This is a genomic window from Planctellipticum variicoloris (genome assembly GCF_030622045.1).
Taxonomy (GTDB): domain Bacteria; phylum Planctomycetota; class Planctomycetia; order Planctomycetales; family Planctomycetaceae; genus Planctellipticum; species Planctellipticum variicoloris.
On the sequence record NZ_CP130886.1, the window covers coordinates 5045624 to 5070357 of the forward strand.

The window sequence follows — 24734 nt, forward strand, 5'->3', positions numbered from 1 at the left end:
TCAAATGGCTTCGCCTGAATCTAAGCTTCCGTCATCGCCCCCAAAGCCGAATCGGCGATTCGTCCAATTCGGGATCGTTGTGATTGCTGCGGGGGCGATTACAGCTTTTCTTCTTAACGAAATATCAAAGGAAGTGCCGCATCGTTCTTTCCGCATCAATGCCGCGCAGGAGAACGTTCCGCATTACGATTTCGAGCAGTTCCTGAGCGAATGGGAACGGGACAAGAAGGGGCTGGTCGACAAACTGAGGGGCAGGCGAGTTGCGATTTCGGGCGAAGTCTATCAGTTTCAGAGGCATCTGGAAACGAGGACTCCGCAAGCGGATATTGTGATGTGCGGCCCCAAGCGAGACACTACGGTCGTCAATTGTCTTTTCGGCGACACGACTCCGTGGAAATCGGTCTATCCAAATCAGAGAGTCGTGATTCTCGGCTACTACTGCGAACTGGAATCATCGTGGTTTACTCTGACGGACTGTACGATTGAGTCTGTTTCGGGAGAACCTTGCCCCAAAATGACCGCGGACGAGTTCTCAATGGAGCTACGTTCCGGAGAGTTCAGTCGCAAACACCCGCCGAACTATTGGGATCCGCCTCACGTTGTCGTGACTGGAATCGTGAAGGCAGTTCGAAAAGTTGGCAATGGGGAAAGTACAAGCCGGTTAACGGAAATCGACTTTGCGACGACAACTGATGATTTGATTTCGTGTCAGTTTGAACCAACCGCGCCGAGAATTCCGAAAGACGATGAGATCGGCCGGGAAGTCACCGTTGTGGGAATTCGTCTTGGAACGCGTCCCGAAAACCCCGCGCTTCAACGATGCTTTCGGATGGACTGAAATGGTGGAGCGTCGTATTGCTGCTCAAGTTGGAGGGACTTAACTGGAAACTCGCAACAATTCAACTCGCAAAGTAAGGGCTGGCGTTTGACTGGGCGACAACCGACTGCCGATTGAAAAATCTCTGGGCGGACATTCCCGACTTGCCAAAGCGATGCGGGACAGAAGTAAGATCTCCTTGAATTGCAGTCTGGATCGGCGCTGAGATTGCTCAGCATTGCTATCTGAGATACACAATGGTGACGGCTTCGACCCGCGCGACGTTGGAAGATTTTCTCCGTGCCGAAGCGGAGGCGGCAGAGGATGCTGAGCTTGCTTTGATCGACGGGGAGATCGTTGATCTGCGTTCCGGAAAGAAAGCACGCGGCCCTCGTCAGAGCCGGGTGGTCGCACGCCTGTGCTACCTGCTGTGGACCTGGCTGGAACATCGCCCTGAACTGGTGGGAGGCGTTGACGCTTCGGAAACTCGTTGCCGACTCTCGCGCGCCCCAGAGAGAGTTGTGAACCTCGATTGTGGCGTGTGGATTGGCGAGAAGTTCATCGTCCCCCCGAATGACCCTCCACTTTACGATTCTCCGCCGCGGCTCGCCGTCGAAGTCCTTCTGCCCTCGGATAAATACGGCGACTTGACGAGGAAACTTCAGTACCTTCTGGACGCAAAAGTGCCCGTCGTCTGGTACATTGATCCCGATTGTGAAACGGTTCGGATCTATAGTCCCGACGCACCGCCCGTCATGTACAATTCCCGGCAGACGATTCCCGAAGACCCCGCCCTCCCGGGTCTGACCCTGGCCGTCGCTGACATTTTCCCATCAAAGACCACTCGCAAATCCGCCTGACCCTCTGACTCAGAGAGAACCCGCTCCATGACGACGCCTCAACACGCGCTGCCCCGTCTGCACAACGCTATGTGGCCCGGACTTGTTGGCAAGGAGCCCGGCACAGACCATCCGCCAATCAGCCTCGACCACATGCTGAAGCTGACAGCCGCCGCCAGCGTCAACGGCCGCAAGTTTGAGGGCGTCGACCTGTTCCTGTTCCATCCGCATACCGATCCCGACGCCAGCGAAGCCGATCTGCGGGCGATGGCGGACAAGATCGCCAGCTACGGGCTGGCCGTCGGTTCGCTGGTGGCGCCGGTCTGGCCGGGCACCGTCGGCGATTCCGCGATGGGTGGCCCGGACGCCCGTCAGAAGTTCGTGCTGGCGGTCGATAAGGCCTGCCGCATCGCCAAGATTTTGAACGAGCACGGCGTGCGGAAGTCTGGCATCATCCGTATCGACGCCGCCGACGGTCCCGCTCACTGGCGCGATGATCCCAAGGGGAACACCGCGAAGATCGCGGAGACCTTCCGTGAAGCGGCCAAGGTCGCCCAGGGCTATGGCGAGCGGCTGGCTGCCGAAGGCGAGATCTGCTGGGCCGGCATGCATTCCTGGAAGGACATGGTCGACCTGCTGGAAGCGGTGGATATGCCATCGACCGTCGGTTTCCAGGCCGATCTGGCCCATACCTATCTGTATCTGATGGGCTACAACGCCGAAGAGCATGCACTGCTCAAGGCCGGCTACACGGACGCCGAGTTCTGGGCCGCCTACGAGAAAATGACCGACGCGCTCCGGCCGTGGACCATCGACTTCCACGTCGCTCAGAACGACGGGTCGGTCCACGGCACCGGCAGCCACGACAAGACCGGCCGGCACTGCCCCGCCGACGATCCGAACGGCAAGCTGAATATCGTAGCCTGCTCGCGGTACTGGCTGAAGGGGGGCGCCGAGCGCGGAATCAAGCACATCTGCTGGGACGGCTGCATGTTCCCCAACGCGATGCTGGAGAATCCGCAGACGTGGAACACGATTCTGGACGTCATGCTGAAGGTTCGCGACGCTGCGGGCTGGGAAGCGTAGGCTTCAGTAAGACGAGTGAAGAGGCTCCACCGCGGAGACGCGGAGGACACGGAGAAATGAGGGAGAAAGTCCATAAGGCTCAGATCCTATAAAGGTGGGCTGTCCCCTTTCCTGCCTCGACCGTTCATTCTCCCCTGAAAGTGATTCCCTGTCGGGGCGATGGCCTGATCCGTTGCTTTGCCCTGGCGCCTTAATCAAGATTTTCTCTAGAGCAATTCAGGAGTTTCAGCAGATGGCCAAGCCGCTTCGTATCGGTCTCGTCGGTTACGGTTTCATGGGGCGGACGCACTCGAACGCCTATCGCCGGGTGCCGAATTTCTTCGACCTCGAATACACCCCTGTTCTGCAGGCGGTCTGCGCCCGCGACGCCGCCAAGGTGCAGACGTTTGCGAATACCTGGGGTTACGAATCGGTCGAGACCGACTGGCGGAAGCTGGTCGAGCGGAAGGATATCGACGCCGTCGACATCTGCACGCCGAACAATCTCCACAAGGAAATCGCCCTCGCCGCGGCGGCCAACGGCAAAATGATCCTCTGCGAAAAGCCGCTGGCGATGAACGTCGCCGAAGGCGAGGAAATGTGTCAGGCGGTCGAGAAGGCCAAAGTCCTCAATACCGTCTGGTACAACTACCGGCGGGTGCCCGCCGTGACGTTCGCCAAGCAGTTGATTGATGAAGGCAAGCTCGGGCGAATCTTCCACTACCGCGCCAATTTTCTGCAAGACTGGACGATTTCCGCCGATCTGCCTCAAGGGGGGAATGCCCTCTGGCGGCTGGACGCGGCGGCCGCCGGCTCGGGGGTGACGGGCGACCTGCTGGCGCACTGCATCGATACCGCCCTCTGGCTCAACGGCGGGATCACCACCGTCAACGCCATGACGGAAACCTTTATCAAAGAGCGGACGCACACGCTCACGGGTAAGGTCGAAAAGGTCAGCATCGACGATGCCTGCGCTTTCCTCTGCCGGTTCGGCAACGGCTCGCTCGGGCTGTTCGAATCGACCCGCTACGCCCGCGGCCATAAGGCTCTCTACACGTTCGAGATCAACGGCGAGCACGCCTCGATCAAGTGGGATCTCCACGACCTGCACCGGCTGCAGTACTTCGATCACCGCGACCAAGGCTCGCTCCGCGGCTGGCGGTCGATCCACGTCACCGACAGCGACCACCCCTACATGAGCCACTGGTGGGTGCCCGGCCTGCAGATCGGCTACGAACACACGTTCGTGCATCAGGTCGCCGACTTCCTGCAGGGCGTGGCGAAGGGCGAGTCGATCGGCCCGACCTTCCGCGATTCGCTGGAGACTCAGAAAGTCTGCGACGCAGTCCTCAACAGCGCGCGCGACGGCGCGTGGCAGACGATCGATTGAGTGGTCATTGCCGGTTCGAGAGTTCAGCAGCCGGGGACCGTCAGGCCCCTGGCTGTTTTGCTGCGCCCTCGCGAGGTGCGAAGCGGCCTTGATAGGGATGACGTCGATTGGTCTAATGACTGTACGCACGTTTTGAGCAGGAAACTGCTGTGGCATCCGTCATTTCCGAGCATCCGCCGGTCCTTCCTTCCGACGACTCGTTGTATGAGATCGTCGATGGCCAGATCGTGGAGAAAAACGTGGGAGGATTCGCATCCTGGCTCGCGCTCCGGCTGCTGTTGTCATTACAGCGTCACATCGACACGCATCCGGTCGGGACGCTGGCGATCGAAACCGTCCTGGTGTTGGACGCTGCAAATGGACTTCACAGGAGACCCGACGTCGCGTTTTTCTCGGCGGAAACGTGGCCATTGAACGGCCCTCCGCCCCTGACCGGCGACTGGGCGGTCGTCCGCGATCTCGCCGTCGAAGTCCTCAGCCCGAACGATCTCTATCAGAACGTCGCCCGCAAGCTCCGCGAATACTTTCACTAGGGCGTGCAAGAGGTCTGGCTGATCAGCCCGGAGGATCGCCTTGTAGAAGTCGACACGGCTCCCGAATCCGTGCGGAAATTGACGGCCGCCGACACGCTCGAGACCTCGCTGATTCCCGGCTGGTCGATGAACATCGGCGACTTGATTCCGGTCCCGGCTTCCGCTTGATCTCCCGGCAAACAGGGGGTGGAGATTTCGCTCCCCCACGTGTATACTTTGAACACTTCCGAGCACGGGCGGCCATTGTTTGCCGCCCGTCTCTTTGTTTTTGGTCTGGACCGATTGACTGCGAACGTCCGACGGACCCGCCCCTGAATTCGGGGGCGGCACGTCGGCATTCGCCGCGTCTGCGATGCGCAGAGTGTGGGGAGAATCATCCGATGGAACGACAGCCGATTTCGCGGGAAGGCTACGACCGGCTCATGGAAGAGTTGCGTCGTATGGAGCAGGAAGAGATGCCGCGCATCACGCAGGCGATCGCCGACGCGCGGGCCGAGGGGGACCTCCGCGAAAATGCCGAGTACCACGGTCAGCGCGAAGCCCAGGGCATGCTCCTGGCCAAAATCAACTCCCTGAAAACGAAACTCGCGGATTGCTACATCGTCGACCGCGCGAACATGCCCAAGGGGGTCGTGGCGTTCGGCACGCGCGTGACGGTTAAAGACCTTGATGGCGGCGACGAAGAGCAGTACGAATTCGTCGGTCCGGGCGAAGAAGACTACACGACCGACGTCATGAAAATCCTGACCTCCAGCCCGCTGGCGCAGGCCATGATGAACAAGAAGGTCGGCGAAACGGTCGAGGTCGACGTCCCCCGCGGCACAATGCGGTACAAAGTTCTGGCGATTGACGACGCGGAGTAGTTCCCGGGACCGCTGCGTGCGACGGCTCGCTACACGGCCGAGCCGTCGTCGCTGGCCCCCGTCGACACCTTGGGCTTGTGGTGCGCGTTGTGCTCGGCGCGCATCTGCAGCAGCTCGATCGTCAGCGAGAAGGCCATCGCGAAGTAGATGTAGCCTTTCGGGATTTCGTAGTGAAATCCCTCGCCGACCAGCAGGACGCCGATCAGCAGCAGAAACGACAGCGCCAGCAGTTTGATCGCCGGGTGCCGGTCGACGAACCGCACCACGAAGCCCGAGTACCAGAGCATGACGGCGACCGAAGTCAGGATGGCGGCGATCATGACGGGGACGCTCTTGGACATGCCGACCGCGGTGATGACGGAATCCAGCGAGAAGATCATGTCGATCGCCGCCACTTCCGCCAGCATCATCGCCATCGACATCTTGGGCCCCGTGGCCATGTCGCTGTCGTGCTCCCCCTCGACCTTGTGATGGATCTCCACCGTCGACTTGCCGATCAGAAACAGGCCGCCGATCATCAGCACCAGATCCTTGCCGGTGACCGCGTGGCCGAACAGCGCGAACAGCTCCTCCTTGAGCTGCATCACCCAGCCAATCGCCAGCAGCAGCCCGATTCGCGAGATCACGGCGATCATCAGCCCGAGCTGCCGGGCCAGATTTCGTTTCTTCTCTTCCATCCGACCGGCAAGGATCGCGATGAAGATGATGTTGTCGATTCCCAGCACGATTTCCAGGCTGGTCAGCGTGAGGAACGCGATCAGATTCTCGGTCGTCAGCAGTTCAGACATGCGGGCAATTCACTTCCGGTGAGGATTTCAGAGACGCTGCACAGCCTCGCGGATGGTCACGATTCCGACGGCGCAGCCGCTTTGCGCTTCGCTTCGATTTCTTTCCACAGCGGGCCGTAGACCTCCTTATCGAAGGGCGGGCATCCGGTCGGATACTGGCCCAGCGGATGATCCTTGGTCCGCATCAGGTTCGTGCAGTACGAAAACGTCCGGCAGACCGTCTTCCGTTCCAGCTTGCCGTGTTCCTGGAGCTGCCGGGCGAAGTCCGGCTGGCTGAGCGTCCCCCGTCCGAGACCGACGAACGCGCACCGGCCGGCGGCCACGTTCGCCGCACCCGCCTGCATTGAGTAATCCTGCAGCCAGGTGTAGGCGCTTCCCACGACCGGAACGTCCGGCACGGCCTGCTGGATCATGCCGGCGATCTGAAAGTGCCGCAGGACGCCAAGCAGCGGGTGTTCAGGAGCATGATAGCCGTCGATCGGGGGAAACTCCGCCGGTCGGACGACGTGCGGGTTGGCGTAGGGATTTCCCAGGCTGATGTTGATGAGGCCTACGCCCCAGTCGCGCAGCCAGCGGACGACCTGGATCGGCTCCGTGGTATCCGGAACGAGATGGTTCTGCGGATCGACGCCGAAGGCGCAGGTCAGCGGCAGTTCGTGCGGACAGGGCGTGCCGACAAATTCCTCGCCGTCGCCGCGATAGGGAATGCCGTCGTAGGCGTTCATCCGCGTGCCGATTGTCAGGTGCGGCAGCTCTTCCCGAATGCGGGTTACCACGTTCCGGACGAGCCGGGTGCGGTTCTCCAGCGAGCCGCCATACTCGCCAGGTCGCGTTCGCGCCGCGAGAAGCTCCGAAAGGAGATACCGGTGGCACTGTTTGACGTCGACGAAATCGCAACCGATCTTCGCCGCCAGCCTGGCGGCGAAAACATACTGGTCTTCGATCCGCTTGAGGTCGTCGTCCGTGAGGAGCGGGCAGGAGGCGTCCAGTCGCTTGCCCGTCGATTTGTCGAGCGTGAGCGGGTCGAGGATCGGGTCGTGGACGGCGATCAGGGGTTTGCGAAAGCTGAACCGGCCCGAGTGCGTGAGCTGCAATCCGAGGAGCAGCCCGTCGTCCGATCCGCAGGCGTCGCGGTGAGCTTTGCGACATTCCGCGAGCATCTGCTCGATGGCGGAAGCGGAACCTTCGTGCAACCAGAGCTGACGGGGGTTCATCCGGCCTTCGTCGGCGATGGCGGTGGCTTCGCCCCAGATCAGCTTGGCCCCGCCGGCCCCGAACCGCTGGTAGCGCCGGACAGTCAATTCGCCCGGAAGTCCGTCGAGCGTTCCGTCGCACCCTTCCATCGGCTGGACGCATAACCGGTTGGCTACAGTCCGCCCGCCGACGGCGATCGGCCGAAACAGCGGCGTCATGTCTTCCGTAAGTTCGAGATCGCCACCCAGCGAACGGGCCTCCGCAATCAGCTCCGCAGGAGACTTGAACTTGAAATAGCGGGCCATGCCGATGGGCTTTCGGGAACGCGGGGCGGCGACACAATCTGCCGTGCCAGTATAGACTTGTATCCGGATCGGGGCCATGCTGCGGGTTCGGCAGAATGATCGAGCGAGCGTGAATCCGGAGAGGCCAGCCAGACCTTGACTGCCGTAGCGACTGCTCCGAGCGGGCGGACTGGTATGCTGATGGCCGGATGTCTTCTCGATGAAATCGGAGTTTGAAAAACAACCACTGGAGTCTCGTGTTCAGCACGGGTTACACTGCATCGAGCGATGGATCGCGACTGTTTGAGGCCGGATCGGAAACGATCTCTGTGCTGTGGAATGTCGGGACTTGGCTGCGCCAGTCTCCCGGCAGGGTTGAGTCTGCGCTTCGATTTCCAACCTGCAGTCTTCGGGAGTCGTTCTGATGGCTGACCGTGGGGCGTATCGCTGGGAGCGGGAGTTTCTGAAACGGATCTGGATCGGCGTGGGCGGCCCCCCCGTCCGGCTGGCGCTGTGGGACGGGTTCGAGGTGGGGGGACCGCAGGAGTCCTCGCTCGGACGGATCGAGTTCCGCTCCCCGGCGGCCCTCCGCCGGTTGTTATGGGACGCTTCACTCGGCTTCGGCGAGGGCTTCTCGTCGGGCGAGATCGTGATTCAGGGAGAGTTGCCGGGCGTCCTGACCTCGGTGATGCAGGCCATGCGGCGGCTGGAACGGGAGCGTGGTCCGAGCTGGTCATTGCGGGATTGGCTGGTGCGCCGCAAGGGCCATTCGCTCGCGGAATCCAAGTCCAGCGTCTACCACCACTACGATCTGGGGAACGACTTCTACCGCCTCTGGCTCGACGAACAACTGGCCTACACCTGTGCGTACTACGAGGATCCGCGATTCACGCTGGAGCAGGCCCAGGTCGCCAAGTTCGACCATATCTGCCGGAAACTGCGACTGAAAGCCGGGGACGTCGTCGCCGAAGCGGGTTGCGGCTGGGGGGGATTCGCACTGCACATGGCTCGCGAGTACGGCGTCCGGGTGCGCGCCTACAACCTGTCGAAGGAGCAGATTGCCTTTGCCCGTCAACGGGCTCAGCGGGAGGGCCTCGCCGACCGGGTGGAGTTCGTCGAGGACGACTACCGGAGCATGACCGGCAAGTTCGACGTCTTTGTTTCGGTGGGAATGCTCGAACACGTCGGCGTCGACCAGTATTACACGCTGGGGCGGCTGATTGATCGCGTCCTCAGCGACGGCGGACGGGGCCTGATCCATACGATCGGCCGGAACGTCGCCCGCCCGCTGGATGCCTGGACGACGAAGCATATCTTCCCCGGCGCGGAGCCTCCCAGCCTCTCGCAGATGCTGCAGATCTTCGAACCGCACGGATTCTCGGTTCTCGACGTCGAAAACCTCCGCATGCACTATGCCCAGACCCTACGGCACTGGCTGCAGCGTTTCGACGCGCGCGCCGGCGAGGTGTTGCGGATGTTTGACGAACGCTTCGTGCGGATGTGGAGGTTCTACCTGGCGGCATCGATCGCCGCGTTCGAATCCGGCTATCTGCAGCTCTTTCAAGTCCACTTTAACCGGGCCGAGTGCAACGACGTTCCCTGGACGCGCGCCGACATTTACGAACATCTGGCAGGACCGTCGGGGGCCGCGTCAAAATCCGACGGACTTTTGCGGTCGCGGCTGACGGCCGCCCAAGAAACCCCGCGGAACGGCTACTGACCGCCGCTGCACGCGCTGGAGATTCCCATGGATCGGTGCGACGTCCTGATTGTTGGCGGCGGGCCGGCGGGTTCGACTTGCGCCCGGCACTTGCGGAAACATGGGATCGATGTGGTCGTGCTCGACCGGGCGCAGTTTCCGCGCGACAAGGTCTGCACCGGCTGGATTACGCCGGCAATCATCGCCTCGCTGGAGATCGACACGGAGGATTTCGCTCGCGAGAACGTGCTGCAGCCCTTCACGGGGTTCATCACCGGGCTGATCGGCCGCCGGGGGATCCGGACCGACTACCAGCGTCCGGTCAGCTACGGCATCCGCCGCTGCGAGTTCGACAACTACCTGCTGCACCGCTCCGGAGCGCCGCTCCGGCTGGGGGAATCGCTCAAGTCTTTGCGAGCGGACGGGGACCGGTGGATTGCGAACGACGCGATTTCCGCCCGGCTGGTGATCGGAGCCGGAGGACATTTCTGCCCGGTGTCGAAGCTGGTCGCGCAGCGCGACGACGCAACCGACGATCCGGTCGTGCTGGCGCAGGAAGCGGAGTTTCTGATCCCCGAGGAGTTGCGGGCGACATTCCCGGTTTCCGGCGAGTTCCCGGAACTGTATTTCTGCCCGGATCTGTCCGGCTACGGCTGGATCGTCCGCAAAGGAGACTATCTCAACATCGGCCTGGGACGCGAACACGAGCGCAATCTTTCAAGCCATGTCGACGACTTCGTCAAGTTCCTCCGCGACACCGGCCGGCTGACGATGGAAATTCCGCACGCCTTCAAGGGGCATGCCTACCGGCTGCGGCGGTTCGCGCCGCCGATCAACGTCCCGCGGGGCGTGATGCTGATCGGTGACGCGATCGGGCTGGCCTATCCGCAGAGCGGCGAAGGCATCCGTCCCTCGATCGAGTCGGGGATGCTGGCCGGCGAACTGATCGTGCAGGCGAACGGAGACTATTCCGGCCCCCTGATGCAGCGTCTCGAAGAACGTTGCATGGCCCGGTTCGGAGCCGGAGCGAAGCGCGGCGGATGGACCGACCGGTTTTCTCCGCGCCTGCGCCAATGGGCCGCCGCCCGGCTGATGCAGTCGCGGTGGTTCCATCGGCACGTGCTGCTGGACCGGTGGTTTCTGCACGTGCAGCAGCCGGCGCTCGTCGTGTAGGGCTGCAATGCCCGTTTACAACCCGCAATGACTGACCGGCGCCGCTTCCGGCAGCTCGACAAACAGATCCGCCACGGCGGACTCCTGCAGCGACTGCCAGCGGGAACGGGAAATCGCGGTTGGTTCGCCGCGACGCCAGACATGCCCTTCGTCGTCGGCCACTTCGTGGAAGGGGCCTTTGAAGACCACCGTGCAGAGCTCATCGCTCTCGGCAGCAGGCCGGCGGGCGGCGATCTGCGTTTCGCGGAGCGGCTGCCCGGCGTGTTCGAAGCAGGCGCCCGATCGGAGCGTCGTCAGTTGAACGTCGGCGAATCCCGCGGCTTCGATGGCCGCCAGCAGCTCGGTACGGACCGGAGTGTGCTTCACATACGCAGCCCGGCCGGGAAGGCTCAATTCGCCGGCGACCGGTTTCTCGGCAGTGAGGATATGGACCAGCAGCTTCCCCTCCGGCGCGAGGGCATCGAACGCCTGGCAGAGCTGGGGCTCCATCTGGCGGGCTTCGAGCGGCGTGTTGAATGTCCCGTGAAGGCGGATTTCGTCACATTGCGAAACCGATTCCCCCGGCCTCGCTGCAATCAGGGGGCCGGCTTATCGGCCGCGGCCAGCTTCAAAATGGGACCGGCCAGCGTATTTGAGATGGGCTGAAATCCGGCATCGGGAGATTCGGCCTCAGACAGGACGACTTCGAACGCATCGGGCGGCGTTTCCCCCGCTTCGATCGCGGTCTTGAACGCCCCCTCCTGACTGAGCTCGCTGGCGGACATGAACTTTGCAATGGTCCGATCAATGTTCGGAAAGACGATATTGCACAGGTAATGCCTGGTCGGAGCCCCCGAAGTGAACTTGTAATGAATCTCGAAGCGGGCGATCCCCTCCGCATCGACAAACGCGTCCGCCTTTTGCAGTTCGACGACACTCGGACCCGAATCGGCGACAACGGACGATTTCACAGCCGCACTGCCGGTCGTCGCCCCTGCTGAGCTGGAAGCAGGCTCCGCCTGGCAGCCTGCCGCCGCAAGGATGCCGAACGCTCCGATGATCTTGAAGAGACGCCTGCTTCGTTCAATCACGACCGCAACCTTGCTCGGGAGCCGCAGAGGGCCGGCCTCCGGAAATCGTTGAGAGACCGGACTCGATTTCATTTCTTTTTCTTCGCCTTGGGATCGATCGGCTTGGCCGGCACATTGACCTCAAGCCCCCCGCCGTCGGCGGAGATCGTGACCTTCAGCGGCGAATTCATTCCGCTGTACGGTTTCGGGATCGATTCACGGCTCTCAGGGAAATCCGCATCGGGCGCATCGGGGGGAACCGCGGTTCCGTCGGGCATCACCAGGCGGCTCACCCGAACGGTGTACTCGCCCGGAGGAATTCCGGAGTCATCTCGCCGGGAACTGATGACCTTGAAATAGCCTTCTTTGTCAGACGCCCCGATCGCGCCTTCTCCAGGCGTACCCTCGCCGGGGACAAAATAGAGCGATGCGCCTGCCAGCGGCGTCCCTTCCATCGTCACCAGGCCGGTAATGGGCACTCGGTCGAGTCCATCGCCCCCGCAGCCCAGGCAGACGAAACCACTCAGGCACAAGACAACGGACGTGATTCTGCAAAATCTCAAAGGCATGATAGCACCATCAGAACGGGGCCTGATTGTCCGCGATTCTTTGCGGCCGCAGAGCGATGACCGGAGCGGACCGCGGATCTTTTGGAAATCCTCCGGTCCACCCCTCGCGTCCACACGACGAACGGATAATTAGAATTCGCCAATGACCTGGCCGTCAGCCATCTTGGAGAGACGCTCCAGTAGTCCATTATCGGTATTCTCGGAAACGAATCGCACGCCGCCGTCACCCATCAGGAAATGCGCTCCGCCGGTATGCAGGCTGGCGCAGGAGTACCAGGAAGCCCGCCGTCCCGGAATCGCGGGTGCTGTGCTGTACTTCCAGACGTTGATTCCCTTCGCCGGAAAAGTGAGATTCCAGTTTCCGACCGGGTCAATCCCGACAGAGACCCATCCCGCATGCAGCCAGCCCGGAGTCTTGCCGTTGTAAGTCTCCAGCGTTTGTTCGCCCATCGCAAAGGTATTGCTCAGCCCGTCGGTGCAGGACGAGAGCCTTGCATAGCTGTTGTCGCCAAACAGATAACGCGTTTCGATCGTCGTCGCATTGTGCAGATTGCAGTAGGACAACTGCTCGTCCGGCACGATGAAATCATAGCAGGACTTGGCGTAATAGCGCGACGGATCGGCGCCGCCGTCCGGCATGTAATAGATGCTGCTGTCAGAATGGATCGTTGCACCGGAATCGGACGGGCACAAGAACGCGGTGATGATGGTCTTGGCCAGTTCGGCGTGACCCGTCGCGACGGGATCCAACCCCACCGGCATCGGATTGCCTGTCGTGACATAGGTCCCCATCGCACCCGAGAAGTTGATCTTGTTGTACAGCGGCGCCTGGTCCATGAACGGGAGGAGGAGCGTCAGTCCCGAGGTATTCTTGGACTGAGGATCGGGGCGGCTTCCGTTGGTAGAGCCGTATACGCAATACCCGATGCTCATCCGCGACGCCGGCAGGCGGCTGAACGTGCTTTCGTAGTTGTAACAGGCCAGCCCGAGCTGCTTCAGGTTATTGCGGCACTGCGTCCGGCGGGCCGCTTCCCGAGCCTGCTGGACGGCCGGCAGCAGCAGGGCGATCAGAATCGCGATGATCGCAATCACGACCAGCAGCTCGATCAGCGTAAAACCACGACGATGGACTCTCATACTCGTTCTCCTCCTGACAAAATGGACAAATCACGAATCGAACAAACGGCAAAAGATCGATGCATCCGCATGCGTGAGCACCGGCGAGATCGGAGAATTTCCTCGGGGACGGTCGTGGTCTGATCGCGTTCCCGATATGCAATATCCGCAGGCAAACACGCTGAAGATTAAGGCAATGTGAACCGGGAAAGGGATGTCCGTTCGCTACCGGGATTCCGACATACGGACGACGTTCATTCGCACGCCGTTCCGGGATTCATGGACGGTAGAACTCGTTCGAATGGAATCACGGCTGAAGGGGTTACGACTCGATTCGGGCGCCGCCTTCGACTTGGCCCAAGTCGTCGCTGGCCAAGCATCGAACGCAAACGCCGTACCGGATCGCGATCGAAGGGCGTCAAATTGGGACTTCGACATGTCGGGCGAAGCGTTCGCCGCGCAGCACTGGGATTTGCTCTGCAAGATTCTCGCGACTAGGCTGTAGGCGATTGAAATCCTCCAGATTCGCTAATCAGCGCGGGACACATCAAGGAGCGAACAGCATGACGGTCTCACGTCGCAATTTTCTGTCCGGCCTCGGGGCCGGCATGGCCGGATACAGCCTGTTGATCGACGGTCGAGAATTGATGCCGTCCGCCGGCGCCGCCGACCTGACGCCGGACGAGATCCGGTCGGCCTTCGAAACGATCGCCCCGTCGGGCGCCGAGCGCTTTGCCGGCGAACCGAACATGCGGCTGGTCGATCTGAAGTGCGATCTGCTCGTCGCCGGGGGCGGACCGGCGGGAGTCTGTGCGGCCCTGGCAGCCGCCCGGCATGGGGCGAAGGTCGTCCTGGTGCAGGACCGGTCGCGGCTGGGGGGGAATTCCTCCAGCGAAGTGAAGATGCATATCGTCGGGGCGAACAACCACGGCAGCCGGCCGGGCTGGCGCGAAGGGGGGATCATTGAGGAGCTGCGGCTGGAAGACGCCGTCAACAACCCGCACCGCTCGTGGGAACTCTGGGACCTGCTCCTCTACGACAAGTGCGTCAGCGAGTCCAACCTGACGCTGCTGCTCGATACGGTCGTTTACGCGGCGGATGTGAAGGACGGACAGATCCAGCGGGTCCTGGCCCGCTGCGATAAGACCGAGCACATTTACCGCATTACGTCCAAGCTGTATGCCGACTGTACGGGCGACAGCCGGCTGGCGCTGGAAGCGGGCGCGAAAATGCGCTGGGGCGCAGAGTCCCGGCAGGAACTGGGAGAATCGCTAGCCGTCGAAAAGCCGACCCGCGAGACGCTCGGCAGCAGCCTGCTCTTTACCGGCCGCGACTACGGCAAGCCGGTCCCCTACACGCCGCCGAAGTGGGCCCGGAAAATCGAAAAGAAGCACCTGCGGTTCCGGCCGGTCGGGAGCTGGGAATACGGCTACTGGTGGATCGAATGGGGCGGCAAGCTCGACACGATTCGCGACAACGAACGAATTCGCTTCGAGCTCCTGGCGATCGTCACCGGCGTCTGGGATTACATCAAGAACAGTGGCGAAGTCCAGGGGGCCGAGAACTGGGGCATGGACTGGGTCGGCATGGTCCCCGGCAAACGCGAAAGCCGGCGGATCGAGGGCGACCATCTCCTCACCCAGCAGGACCTGATGGGCTTCAACGGCGACTTCGACGATGCGGTCGCCATCGGCGGCTGGTCGCTCGACGATCACCCGCCGGGGGGCTTCGACGCCTTCGAGATCCGCCCCTGCGTGCAGATCAGCCTGCGCGAGGTCTACAACATCCCCTTCCGCTCCCTCTACAGCCGGGATGTCAGCAACCTGCTGATGGCCGGCCGGAACGCGAGCTGCTCGCACGTGGCGTTCACGTCGACCCGCGTGATGGCGACCTGCGCCGTGATGGGACAGGGGATGGGGACCGCCGCGGCCCTCTGCCTGGAGCACGGCGAGCTGCCGCACGAGTTCGCCCGCAAGCCCGAACGCCTGACCGAGCTGACGCAGACGCTCCTCCGCGACGACCAGACGATCAAAGGCCGCAAGAACGAAGACTCGAACGACTTCGCCCGCAAAGCCAAAGTCACTGCGTCGGCCGTCTACAAGGACGCCAAACCGGAGAACGTGATCGACGGCGAAGTCCGCGACATGGAAGGCGAACTGAAGCACCGCTGGGCGGCCCCGCTGGATGGGACCGGCCCCTGGCTCGACCTAGCCTGGGATCAGCCGCAGACGCTCGGCGAAGTGCAGCTCACCTTCGACACCGGCTTCCATCGCGAGCTGACGCTCTCAGCGAGCGACGGCGCGACCAAGCGGATGGTCCGCGCGCCGCAGCCGGAAACGGTTCGCGACTACGAACTGATCGCCACGCTGGCGGACGGCAGCCAGAAAGTGCTGACCGAAGTCCGCGGCAACTACCAGCGACTCCGCCGACACAGGTTCGAGCCGGTCTCCGTGCGCAGCCTGCGACTGCACGTGACAGCGACCAACGGAAGCGAAGAAGCTCGCGTGTACGAGGTGCGCTGCTACGCGTAATGGCAGGGAAGACCTCTCGCAGAGTCGCAGAGTCGTAGCGGGAAGAGGAACTCGCAGAGAAGACAGAAGAGAGAAGATTTCACGCAACGGTGCGACGAGGACGCAACGACGCAGCGGAAGAGCTGTCGGAGGAAGTCGAGAGTCGCTTCAACGCCAGGAATCTGGGCGCCGCTGGCGGCTTGTCCGCCAGTGCTCTTGGGTGACGGAGATGGCAATCCCAATTTCAGCACTGACAAAGCTCCAAGTCAGCGGCATCGATTCTGAAACAGTCCGTCGTTTCGTCTTGTCCCGTCTCCCGCTGTCTTCAGCGGGAGACGGCCAGGGTGAGGGTCTTCGAAGATGTCGGGGCGTCGTCCACGGAGAACAGACAACACGCCTCGCATTTGTTGCCAGTGATTCAGAGCCAGAGAAAAAGTGAGCCGGAAAGCCTCTTTCTCTGGCGAACAGCGATTCGCGATCGGCCTGAAAAAGACTGGCATATCGACGCCCGCGGCAGCAGTGAAGCTGCCCCGGCGGGAATCCCGTGATTTTTGCTTGGATTCCCTTTTGTGCGCCTGGTAGTGTGCTTTCGTGCGAGCGTTCCGCACCGGCTGCCACTGGTGGACTCCTGCGAAGGATTGCTTCTCATGCTGCACGTCTCGGGCCGTCGACGTCAGGGATTTACGCTCATCGAACTCCTGGTGGTGATCGCCATCATCGCCATTCTGATCGCATTGCTGCTCCCCGCCGTTCAACAGGCCCGCGAGGCCGCCCGGCGGACGCAATGCAAGAATCACCTGAAGCAGTTCGGCCTGGCGATGCACAACTATCACGACGCGTTCAACACGTTTCCGCTCGGCGGGTGCGCGAAATTCTCGCCGGGAACGCTCGGCGGCGTCGATGTCTACAGCAGCGCCATCACCTCCCTGTTGCCCTACTTCGAACAGTCGAATCTGAAGGGGATCTACAACGATTCGCTCCAATGGGAGCAGCAGAGCGCCGCGGTGGCGCGAACGGTCATCCCTCTGTTCGTCTGCCCGTCGAACACCGGCGGCAATCCGGTCCGCAACGACCTGCTCGGCTCGCTCGGCTACCCGTCGGGCGATACGTTCGCCATCAGCAACTACATCTTCTGTCGCGGCGCGGCCCCCTACTGGTGCAACGCTCCCGCGAACATCCCGGCAAGCGTCAAGGGGATGTTCGACCTGAATCTGACGACGCGCATGCGCGACCTGACCGACGGGACCACCAACACTATCGCCATGGGCGAAGGCGCCTCGGGCTCCAACTGGAAACTGAGCCACAACCATCCGATCACCGGCCAGCCGCTCCTCGCGGAACAGGCCTGGCTGATCGCCCAGCCCGCCAGCACGGTCTTTAACGCCAGCGGCCTGTTTTCGGCGAGTTTGTATGGAACGACCTTCGTGCCGATGAACCTGAAGCCCGTCGTGGATACATCCATCGACGAGGCGGCTCTCAGCAACTGCACCGGCGGAAACGACCGCACCAGCAACTTTCGCAGCGACCACGTCGGCGGCGGTCACTTCCTGATGGGAGACGGCTCCGTTCACTTCCTCTCGGAAAACATGGATCAAGCCATCTACCGCAATCTGTCGACGACGCAGGGCGGCGAAGTCGTCAGCTTCCCGTAGTGCTTGCGCGGCAATTTGCTCCCGCAACAAGTGCCAGGCTCTGATCCGCGACACCGACATCGCCCCGCTTCACCGCAGGATGAGTTCGGCCGTATCGGCGGCGTTGAAAGTGCGCTCGACCTCGCCCGAACTTTCTCCGTCGCGTCCTTCATCGTTGAGAAGGCATCGGCACTCAATCCGCGCCGTCGTCCGAGTCAAAGACCATCACGGGTTCGCCGCGCCGCAGGGCGACGAACTGTTCAGCAGTCAATGTCATCGACAAGTCCTCCAGCGAGGTTGTTCACACGATACCAACCGACGACAAGACGTCTGTATCGATGAGGCAAAGCCGGCTAGAATCAGCACGCGGGGTTTCGGCGTGCGGCATCGCGATCATTCGCAGAATCTGATTTAAGTTCATCCTCCTGGGGTCCGTCAATGCGACGTTATTGGGTCATTGCTCCGGTGGAATCAAAGCATGCCGACTTGTTCGACAATGTCTGGTCATTCGATCGCACTAATGAGGTGATCTCCATCGGCTGGGGCGAGCTCGGAGACTTCTCCAAATTGACCCGCGAAGAGTTACAAGATGCGGTTGCTTCTGCATATCCTGAGAGGCCGCCTCAAACACGATCACTCTTTGCCAACATGCTTTGGGACTTCTATCACGAGATCAAGCCGGGAGACATCATCCTTGCCCGGCGCGGTCGCAAGTTACTTGCCGGATTGGGAACCGTCACCAGCACGGCTTATTTTGCACAGGGAAAGAATCCGCATTTATCACCACCGGGCTATTCACACCCCAATTCTCTTGGCGTTGAATGGCATGACTCACCCCAGAACAAAGGCTTCCCTACAGTCGTTTTTCCAATGATAACTCTGTCTGAGGTGTCTGAAGAACAGTACCGCGGGTTCTTGGGAGGTACTGATCTCGGCGAGGAGTTGGATCGCGAACTGCTCCAGCCAAAATCGAATGGCGCAGTTGAAGATCCCAGCGAGTTTGTCCTTGAGAAGTATCTCGAGGAGTTCATCGTGAGCAATTTTCAGGGCATCTTCAAAGGCGAACTTCAGATCTATCAAGACCCGGATGGCGAGCTTGGACAACAATATCAAACCGACATCGGTCCAATTGACATTCTTGCGATCACCAGAGATTCAAACGGATTCGTCGTTATTGAACTCAAGAAGGGGCGTTCATCAGATCAAGTCGTGGGACAAATTCTACGGTATATGGGATGGGTTAAAAGAAATCTCTGTTCAGACGGGCAAAGCGTTCGAGGACTGGTAATTTGTCGCGACTCGGATGCCAAACTGGCATACGCGATTGAAATGACGAACAACATCGATGTCCGATATTATTCAGTCTCATTCAAACTTAAGGACTCGCCCTGATTGCGGGGTATTGTCACCGATGCAAGGCCGCAGGCGGCCAGCGCATCGTCAGGCGGAGACTCAGCGAATCGCCCTGCCTAACTTTGCACTTTTCATTTTGCATTTTTCACTTTGCACTACTTTCCGACCAATCACGCCAGAATCTCCCCCAGCACCCGCCCCCCCACATCCGTCAAACTCTCATCCCGCCCCTGATGAAAATACGTCAGCAGCTCGTGATCCAGCCCCAACTGGTGCAGCATCGTCGCATGCAGGTCGTGGACGTGGACTTTGTCCGTGACCGCCTCAAAACCGAAGTCGTCCGTTTCGCCGTAAGAAATGCCCCCCTTGATCCCGCCCCCCGCCATCCACATCGAGAAGCCGTAGGGGTTGTGATTCCGCCCCGGCTCCCCCTGCCCTTCGCTGAACGGCATTCGGCCGAACTCGCCCCCCCAGATGATCAGCGTCTCGTCGAGCAGCCCGCGCTGTTCGAGGTCAGTCAGTAACGCCGCGATCGGCTGATCGACTTCGCCGGCGTGTTGCCCGTGGTTGGTCTCGATGCTCTTGTGAGCGTCCCACGTCTCTTCGAGATGCCCGCCCCCCGAATAGAGCTGCACGAACCGGACGCCCCGCTCGATCAGCCGGCGGGCCACCAGGCAGTTCCGGCCGTATTCATCGGTCGGCTGTTTCCCCACGCCGTACAAGTCGAGCGTGGCCTGCGTTTCCTGGGCGAGATCGACGGCCTCCGGAGCGGCGGCCTGCATCCGATAGGCCAGCTCGAACGTGTTGATCCGCGCGGCGAGATCGGCTCCGCCCGGCCGACTGGCGAGGTGTTCGTGGTTGATCTTCGCCAGCAGGTCGAGCTGTTCCCGCTGAATCTCCTGGGTGATATGCCCCGGCCGCTGCAGGTCGAGGATCGGATTGCCCGACGGGCGGAACAGCGTTCCCTGGTAGGTCGACGGCATGAAGCCGCTCGACCAGTTCGGCTGCCCGCCGATCGGCCCGCCCCGCTTGTCGAGGATCACCACGTAACCGGGCAGATTCTGATTCTCGGTCCCCAGTCCGTAGACGGCCCAGCTCCCCAGCGACGGCCGGCCGATGAGCGTCTTTCCGGTATTCATCTGCACGAGGGCCGAACCGTGCGCGTGGCTGTCGGCGTGGCACGACTTAATCACCGCCAGCTTGTCGGCGTGTTTGCGGACGTTGGGAAAGAAGTCCGAGATCAGCAGCCCGCTCTCGCCCCCCGGTCGAAAGGGCCGAAACGCCGGCGTCAGAAAACCGACCTTCCGTCCCCCCGAGTTGATGAACTTGCGGCCGGCAGGCAACGGCTGCCCCGCATACCGCTGCAGTTCCGGCTTGAAGTCGAACGTATCGACCTGGCTCGGACCGCCGTTCATCATCAGAAAAATGACGTGCTTCGCCTTGGCCGGGAGCTGGCTCGGCCGGTCAGCCAGTGGATTCTCGGCCGTCGCGCCGCGCGCCTGCCGCGTGAAAAAGCCCTGGCCGTCGAGCAGACTGGCAAGGGCGACGCCGGCGAACCCGGCGCCCATCTCCCAGACGAACTCCCGACGGGTCTGTCCGCAGGGGAACGTCGGGGTGTGAGGTTGCTGCGACCTGCCGGGGGTGGGTTCAATCGACATGGAGGAACTCGTTGCAGTTGAGCAGAACGTGACAGAGCGACGCGAGGGCGAGAAATTCGGGGCTGCGGACGGGCTCCGCGGCGGTGAAGCCGTAACTGAGGGCGAGCTGCCGCCAGAGCCCGAGGCGTTCGGCATCGGACAGGGCGCGATCGAAGACATAAATCTCGGCAATGTCGCCGTGCCAGTATTCCCCCTGAATGTTCCCCTGCTGGCCGATCACCCAGGGCGTGCCGAGCTTCCGCGGCGAGAGGGGACCCCGTTTGTTGCCGATCAGCCGGTCGTTGTGAAAGACCTGGGCGTCGTGTTCATCGGCAAGGGCCATCCAGACGGCGGTCTGCGAAGTCTGCACGCCGTTGGCGCCGACGATGTAGTCATCCGACAGTCGCACGGTATTCGTGCCGGTGAGCCCGAAGAAGATCGTCTTGCCGAGATCGGGGCCGAAGGCCCAGTTGGAGAGAATCTCGCGGTGGTTGGTGTGTTTCGCGCGGTCGTTGGCGACGGCGACGAACGTGAACTCGGTCCGCGGCAGAAGCTCGTCGCTGAAATTCAGAAACCGGGCCTCTCCATCGAACTGCAGGGTGGGTCGTTCGGAGCCCGGAAGTTTTGCGACGACGGGCCGCTTGTTGCGATCGGACTGCACCGCGTGGTGCTCGCGGCCGGACTGATCAAGCCAGCGTGCCACGCGTCCATTGTCATCCAGTTCAACGCCGGTCGAGGCGGTCAGATGCAGCGTCAGCGCATCGGCGGCGGGCAAGGCCATCTCTACCGGATCGTCGGCCGGTTTGACGGTCTGCTGAGCGACGAAACGCTGGCGTTGTGATTCCAGGTGGTCCAGACCGGCCCGCAGTTCCGTCGCCGAAGGCTGGCGGCCGAGTACGATCCGCCAGGCCGACTCGATCTGCGAGGCCGGCGAATCGCCGTGTGCCAGCAGCCGCTCGGCGAGGGCGTCGCTCTGTGCGTGGACGAAGTCGTTGTTGAGCAGCGCCAGCGCCTGCGGAGCCACGTTCGAGACATCCCGCTGTTCGCACGGCTGGGTGGAATCGGCAAGGTCAAACACCGTCATAAACGGCGAGAGGAGGCTCCGCTGCGAGTAAAGATACAACGACCGGCGATGCTGCTCGGCCTCGGGAGCCGCCTGCCACGCGCCCGCTTTGCGCGAGAGCCCTTCGAGCCCTTCGTTGCTGACGGTCGGCCGGAATCCGGGACCGTACAGCCGGTCGTCGAGACCGCTGCCGGCCACAAGCAGGCGATCGCGGAGAGCTTCGGCATCCAGCCGGCGGCGCTCCGCATGCCACCACAGGCGATTGGCAGCGTCTTTCAACTGGAACTCTGCCGCCCGCGGATGGACCGAAGCCTGCTGATAGACCCGGCTCGTCAGCAGCAGCCGATGAATGTGCTTCAGGCTCCAGGAGTGGTCAACCAGTTCCGCGGCAAGCCAGTCGAGCAGTTCGGGATGCGTCGGCTTGTCGCCCGTGTAGCCGAAGTTGTTCGGAGAACGAACCAGTCCCGCCCCAAAGTGGTGCTGCCAGAGACGATTGACCGCCAGACGCGCGGTCAGCGGGTTCCGCGGGTCGGCGATCCATTCGGCAAGCTGCAGCCGGCGCGTCGTCGTCCGGCTGCCGGCAGGCGGAGGATCGAGCGGCCGGTCCAGTTCCGGCGCAAACGACAGCACGCCCGCTTCGACGATGTCCTTCGGTCGGAGCGGATCGCCCTTTGCGAGCAGACGCAACGGCGGCGGTGTCTTCGAGAGATCCGTCCAGCCCAGAGCATCGCTCCCCAGCTCCTCTTTCGACGGCCCTCCCAGCAGCTCGCCTCCGCGGGCTTCAATCGGGCCGGCCCAGAAGGCGGCCCCGATCCGGTAATAGTCAACCTGGGGAATGGGGTCGAACTTGTGATCGTGACAGCGGGCGCACTTGACCGTCAGCCCCTGAAACGCCGTCGTCGTGGCGTGAACCAGATCTTCGAGACGATCGTACTTGTATTCTTCCGGATCATTGGGCTCGTCGTTCCAGGTTCCCAGCCGCAGAAAGCCGGTCGCGACGACGGAATCTTCCGTCCGGTCCGGAAGCTCGTCTCCCGCTAGCTGCTCGATGACGAATCGGTTATAGGGCAGATCGTCATTGAACGACCGCACCACCCAGTCGCGGTAGCGCCAGGCGCCCGGCTTCTCCTGGTCCCGCTCGTAGCCGCTGGTGTCGGCATAGCGGACCAGATCCAGCCAGTACCGCGCCCAGCGTTCGCCGAAGTGCGGCGACGCCAGCAGACGGTCGACGAGCAGCTCCCACGCCTCCGGTCGTGGATCGGCGACAAAGGCTTCGATCTCTTCAGCCGGCGCTGGCAGCCCCCAGAGATCTTCATAGGCCCGGCGAATAAGCGTTGCGCGATCGGCGGGCGGGGCCGCTTCCAGGCCTGCCTGCATGAGTGACCGCGCGATGAAGGCGTCGATCGGGTTCTGTGCCGTCGTCGTCGCGGGGACAGCCGGCCGACGGACCGGCTGCAGCGACCACCAGTCGCGACCGCCCCGGACGTCCGTGGTCCGCTCATAAAGATCAAGCGTGCGCCCCGACGGCCAGGGGGCGCCGGCCGCAACCCACCCCTTCAGCACGGCCACTTCCTCCGGGGGAAGTACGACCGGCTTTCCCTGTCGCGGCGGGGGCATCTCGCCGGCCAGGACGCGTTCGATCAGCGGGCTTGCGTGCAGCTTGTCGAGGGTCAGGACCGGGCCGCCGTCGCCGCCCCGCTTGAGGCCATCGGCGTTCGCCAGCACAAGTCCGCCGTTGGCGTCGTGTGTGTTGTGGCATTCAAGACAGCGACGGACGAGCAGGGACGCCACTTCCCGTTCGAAATCGGGCGGGGCGGCGACCGCGGCCGCGGTGCCGAGGGCGATCGTGCCGCAGATTGCAGTCAGTCGGGCGAGCGTCAGTGCGAGCATTGTCGGACCTCGAAGCAATGTCATGTCCACGCGGGGGCCAGGCTGTCATTCAAGTGCTGGAGCATCCCGGCAATCGCCCCTTTGCGTTTGCTGCCCCGCGCCCGCAGCAGGCGGCAGTCAGCCTGTGACGGCTGCAGCGAGCGCTGCCGGGCCCGCTGAGTGATCCGGGCGAACACGTCGTCCCCCAGTTCGAACAGCCGACCGTGGATCAGCAGGGTCGACGGATTGAAGATGTTGATCGCCGCGGCGATCGCGATCGCCAGGTACTCTCCCGTCCGCTGCAACTCTTCGCGGACGTCAAGTTCGCCGGCCTGCACACGCCGGACGATGTCCTCGATGTTCAGCGTCTGTCCGAGTCGTTGCGAGACGAGCCGGCAGAGAGCCGAGTCGGTGGCGACGGTTTCCAGGCAGCCGGTGTTTCCACAGCCGCAGGGAAGACCGTCGGGATCGACCGTGATGTGACCCAGTTCGCCGGCCAGTCCGCTGTGCCCGGTCAGGAGCTGGCCGCCGCTCATAACCCCCAGGCCCAGGCCGGTGCTGACGTCGAGCATTGCAAAATTCTTGAGGCCCCGCGCAGCGCCGAACATCCGCTCGCCCAGGCACAGCGCATGCGATTCCTGCAGCATGGCACAGGGGATCCCGAGTCGCTCCGCCAGATCCACGCCGGGTCGATGGCCGTCGAGCATGTGCAGGTTCGGCGAGAAGACGACCTCGTGGAGCGAGGAATTCACCTGTCCGGGGACGCTCAGTCCAATCCCGCGGGGCGGGCTGCCATACTGCTGCACGAGCTGGGAAATCCGCGCCTCAATGGCAGACAGCAACCCCGCGTAGGTCGGCGGGAGTGCAAAGCTCGATTCGTTCGCGGGAAGGATCTCACCGCTCAGACCGGCGACGCCGACCCAGCAGGTCGGGGTGTCGATCACGACGCCGAGGACGCTGGTCTGCTCGGAGGCGAGTCGCAGAACCCTGGCGGGGCGACCGACGCCCGGCGCGACCTGGTCGCGTTCTTCCAGCAGCCCCCCTTTGAGCAGCGACGCCACCGCCTTGGAGACCGTAGGAGCCGTAAGTCCGGAAGCCCGCACGACGTCCGCCCGCGAGGCCGTCCCGAGCTGACGGATCACTTCCAGCACGCGGCGATCGTTGATCTTCCGCAGCAGGCTCGGAGCGACTTCAGTGTGGAGGGCCGATCCGGTCACGGAGATGCTCCCTGAAAAGCCCACGCGGGCCATAGTTTCTAACGAGTGTTTAGCAATTCTGGCGAACGAAGTCAA

The 24734-nt window shown here is 62.3% G+C and carries 21 protein-coding genes; 12 read left to right on the top strand and 9 right to left on the bottom strand.

Going from position 1 to position 24734, the window contains the following annotated elements; genetic code table 11:
* Nucleotides 1-79: 79 nt before the first annotated feature.
* The 7 genes from SH412_RS19605 (at nt 80) to SH412_RS19635 (ending at nt 5507) form a co-directional block, all read left to right on the top strand.
* Nucleotides 80-838: a hypothetical protein gene (locus SH412_RS19605; protein WP_336519707.1), complete on the top strand. Its 759-nt coding sequence runs from the start codon at nt 80-82 to the stop codon at nt 836-838.
* Between the two features lie 236 nt (nt 839-1074).
* Nucleotides 1075-1677, top strand: a complete 603-nt coding sequence (locus SH412_RS19610; RefSeq protein WP_336519708.1) for a Uma2 family endonuclease — start codon at nt 1075-1077, stop codon at nt 1675-1677.
* Nucleotides 1678-1704: 27 nt separating this feature from the next.
* On the top strand, nt 1705-2742 hold the full coding sequence (locus SH412_RS19615) for a sugar phosphate isomerase/epimerase family protein (protein WP_336519709.1): 1038 nt from the start codon (nt 1705-1707) through the stop codon (nt 2740-2742).
* 232 nt (nt 2743-2974) lie between these two features.
* Nucleotides 2975-4111, top strand: a complete 1137-nt coding sequence (locus tag SH412_RS19620; protein WP_336519710.1) for a Gfo/Idh/MocA family protein — start codon at nt 2975-2977, stop codon at nt 4109-4111.
* 149 nt (nt 4112-4260) lie between these two features.
* A complete protein-coding gene (locus tag SH412_RS19625; RefSeq protein ID WP_336519711.1) occupies nt 4261-4644 on the top strand; it encodes a Uma2 family endonuclease in 384 nt (127 codons plus the stop codon).
* Between the two features lie 3 nt (nt 4645-4647).
* Nucleotides 4648-4812 carry a hypothetical protein gene (locus SH412_RS19630; RefSeq protein ID WP_336519712.1) on the top strand — a complete coding sequence of 55 codons (165 nt, stop codon included), beginning with the start codon at nt 4648-4650 and terminating at the stop codon, nt 4810-4812.
* Nucleotides 4813-5024: 212 nt separating this feature from the next.
* Entirely contained in the window at nt 5025-5507 is a 483-nt protein-coding gene (locus tag SH412_RS19635; RefSeq protein ID WP_336519713.1) for a GreA/GreB family elongation factor, read from the top strand.
* 29 nt (nt 5508-5536) lie between these two features.
* Here SH412_RS19635 and SH412_RS19640 read toward each other — a convergent pair whose 3' ends face one another.
* Nucleotides 5537-6295 carry a TerC family protein gene (locus tag SH412_RS19640; RefSeq protein WP_336519714.1) on the bottom strand — a complete coding sequence of 253 codons (759 nt, stop codon included), beginning with the start codon at nt 6293-6295 and terminating at the stop codon, nt 5537-5539.
* Nucleotides 6296-6351: 56 nt separating this feature from the next.
* Nucleotides 6352-7794 carry an oxidoreductase gene (locus SH412_RS19645; protein ID WP_336519715.1) on the bottom strand — a complete coding sequence of 481 codons (1443 nt, stop codon included), beginning with the start codon at nt 7792-7794 and terminating at the stop codon, nt 6352-6354.
* A gap of 403 nt (nt 7795-8197) precedes the next feature.
* Here SH412_RS19645 and SH412_RS19650 point away from each other — a divergent pair, with 403 nt between their 5' ends.
* Together SH412_RS19650 and SH412_RS19655 are read left to right on the top strand one after the other, a co-directional pair.
* Nucleotides 8198-9493 (top strand): SAM-dependent methyltransferase, encoded by a 1296-nt coding sequence (locus SH412_RS19650; protein ID WP_336519716.1) that lies wholly within the window; start codon nt 8198-8200, stop codon nt 9491-9493.
* Nucleotides 9494-9520: 27 nt separating this feature from the next.
* Entirely contained in the window at nt 9521-10645 is a 1125-nt protein-coding gene (locus SH412_RS19655) for an NAD(P)/FAD-dependent oxidoreductase (RefSeq protein ID WP_336519717.1), read from the top strand.
* A gap of 15 nt (nt 10646-10660) precedes the next feature.
* Here the strand turns inward: SH412_RS19655 and SH412_RS19660 are convergent, their stop codons facing one another.
* The 4 genes from SH412_RS19660 to SH412_RS19675 all read right to left on the bottom strand — a co-directional run bounded on the left by SH412_RS19660 (nt 10661) and on the right by SH412_RS19675 (nt 13400).
* A complete protein-coding gene (locus SH412_RS19660) occupies nt 10661-11134 on the bottom strand; it encodes a hypothetical protein (protein WP_336519718.1) in 474 nt (157 codons plus the stop codon).
* 86 nt (nt 11135-11220) lie between these two features.
* Nucleotides 11221-11787, bottom strand: a complete 567-nt coding sequence (locus tag SH412_RS19665; RefSeq protein WP_336519719.1) for a hypothetical protein — start codon at nt 11785-11787, stop codon at nt 11221-11223.
* Entirely contained in the window at nt 11784-12173 is a 390-nt protein-coding gene (locus SH412_RS19670) for a carboxypeptidase-like regulatory domain-containing protein (RefSeq protein ID WP_336519720.1), read from the bottom strand. The genes SH412_RS19665 and SH412_RS19670 overlap by 4 nt, the downstream gene beginning before the upstream one ends.
* Nucleotides 12174-12392: 219 nt before the next feature.
* The gene (locus tag SH412_RS19675; RefSeq protein WP_336519721.1) at nt 12393-13400 is read right to left on the bottom strand and encodes a DUF1559 domain-containing protein; all 1008 of its coding nucleotides are present in this window, start codon (nt 13398-13400) and stop codon (nt 12393-12395) included.
* Between the two features lie 542 nt (nt 13401-13942).
* Here SH412_RS19675 and SH412_RS19680 point away from each other — a divergent pair.
* From SH412_RS19680 to SH412_RS19690, 3 genes are all read left to right on the top strand, one after another.
* A complete protein-coding gene (locus SH412_RS19680) occupies nt 13943-15910 on the top strand; it encodes an FAD-dependent oxidoreductase (protein ID WP_336519722.1) in 1968 nt (655 codons plus the stop codon).
* Nucleotides 15911-16536: 626 nt separating this feature from the next.
* The gene (locus SH412_RS19685; RefSeq protein WP_336519723.1) at nt 16537-17541 is read left to right on the top strand and encodes a DUF1559 domain-containing protein; all 1005 of its coding nucleotides are present in this window, start codon (nt 16537-16539) and stop codon (nt 17539-17541) included.
* 417 nt (nt 17542-17958) lie between these two features.
* Nucleotides 17959-18912, top strand: a complete 954-nt coding sequence (locus tag SH412_RS19690) for an endonuclease NucS domain-containing protein (protein WP_336519724.1) — start codon at nt 17959-17961, stop codon at nt 18910-18912.
* Between the two features lie 131 nt (nt 18913-19043).
* Here SH412_RS19690 and SH412_RS19695 read toward each other — a convergent pair whose 3' ends face one another.
* Genes SH412_RS19695 through SH412_RS19705 form a run of 3 tightly spaced genes read right to left on the bottom strand, consistent with a single transcriptional unit; the run spans nt 19044 to nt 24659 of the window.
* A complete protein-coding gene (locus SH412_RS19695; protein ID WP_336519725.1) occupies nt 19044-20531 on the bottom strand; it encodes a DUF1501 domain-containing protein in 1488 nt (495 codons plus the stop codon).
* A complete protein-coding gene (locus tag SH412_RS19700; RefSeq protein WP_336519726.1) occupies nt 20521-23463 on the bottom strand; it encodes a DUF1553 domain-containing protein in 2943 nt (980 codons plus the stop codon). The genes SH412_RS19695 and SH412_RS19700 overlap by 11 nt, the downstream gene beginning before the upstream one ends.
* Nucleotides 23464-23483: 20 nt before the next feature.
* Nucleotides 23484-24659, bottom strand: coding sequence for an ROK family transcriptional regulator (locus SH412_RS19705; protein ID WP_336519727.1), 1176 nt, complete (start codon nt 24657-24659; stop codon nt 23484-23486).
* Between the last annotated feature and the right edge of the window lie 75 nt (nt 24660-24734).

Excerpts from the sequence above, each read along its gene's own strand:
- SH412_RS19640 (WP_336519714.1), bottom strand. The coding sequence starts at position 6,295 with ATGTCTGAACTGCTGACGACCGAGAATCTGATCGCGTTCCTCACGCTG.
- SH412_RS19665 (WP_336519719.1), bottom strand. The coding sequence starts at position 11,787 with ATGAAATCGAGTCCGGTCTCTCAACGATTTCCGGAGGCCGGCCCTCTG.
- SH412_RS19610 (WP_336519708.1), top strand. The coding sequence starts at position 1,075 with ATGGTGACGGCTTCGACCCGCGCGACGTTGGAAGATTTTCTCCGTGCC.
- SH412_RS19660 (WP_336519718.1), bottom strand. The coding sequence starts at position 11,134 with ATGGAGCCCCAGCTCTGCCAGGCGTTCGATGCCCTCGCGCCGGAGGGG.
- SH412_RS19685 (WP_336519723.1), top strand. The coding sequence starts at position 16,537 with ATGCTGCACGTCTCGGGCCGTCGACGTCAGGGATTTACGCTCATCGAA.
- SH412_RS19695 (WP_336519725.1), bottom strand. The coding sequence starts at position 20,531 with ATGTCGATTGAACCCACCCCCGGCAGGTCGCAGCAACCTCACACCCCG.
- SH412_RS19615 (WP_336519709.1), top strand. The coding sequence starts at position 1,705 with ATGACGACGCCTCAACACGCGCTGCCCCGTCTGCACAACGCTATGTGG.
- SH412_RS19655 (WP_336519717.1), top strand. The coding sequence starts at position 9,521 with ATGGATCGGTGCGACGTCCTGATTGTTGGCGGCGGGCCGGCGGGTTCG.
- SH412_RS19645 (WP_336519715.1), bottom strand. The coding sequence starts at position 7,794 with ATGGCCCGCTATTTCAAGTTCAAGTCTCCTGCGGAGCTGATTGCGGAG.
- SH412_RS19690 (WP_336519724.1), top strand. The coding sequence starts at position 17,959 with ATGCGACGTTATTGGGTCATTGCTCCGGTGGAATCAAAGCATGCCGAC.
- SH412_RS19680 (WP_336519722.1), top strand. The coding sequence starts at position 13,943 with ATGACGGTCTCACGTCGCAATTTTCTGTCCGGCCTCGGGGCCGGCATG.
- SH412_RS19650 (WP_336519716.1), top strand. The coding sequence starts at position 8,198 with ATGGCTGACCGTGGGGCGTATCGCTGGGAGCGGGAGTTTCTGAAACGG.
- SH412_RS19635 (WP_336519713.1), top strand. The coding sequence starts at position 5,025 with ATGGAACGACAGCCGATTTCGCGGGAAGGCTACGACCGGCTCATGGAA.
- SH412_RS19675 (WP_336519721.1), bottom strand. The coding sequence starts at position 13,400 with ATGAGAGTCCATCGTCGTGGTTTTACGCTGATCGAGCTGCTGGTCGTG.
- SH412_RS19620 (WP_336519710.1), top strand. The coding sequence starts at position 2,975 with ATGGCCAAGCCGCTTCGTATCGGTCTCGTCGGTTACGGTTTCATGGGG.
- SH412_RS19700 (WP_336519726.1), bottom strand. The coding sequence starts at position 23,463 with ATGCTCGCACTGACGCTCGCCCGACTGACTGCAATCTGCGGCACGATC.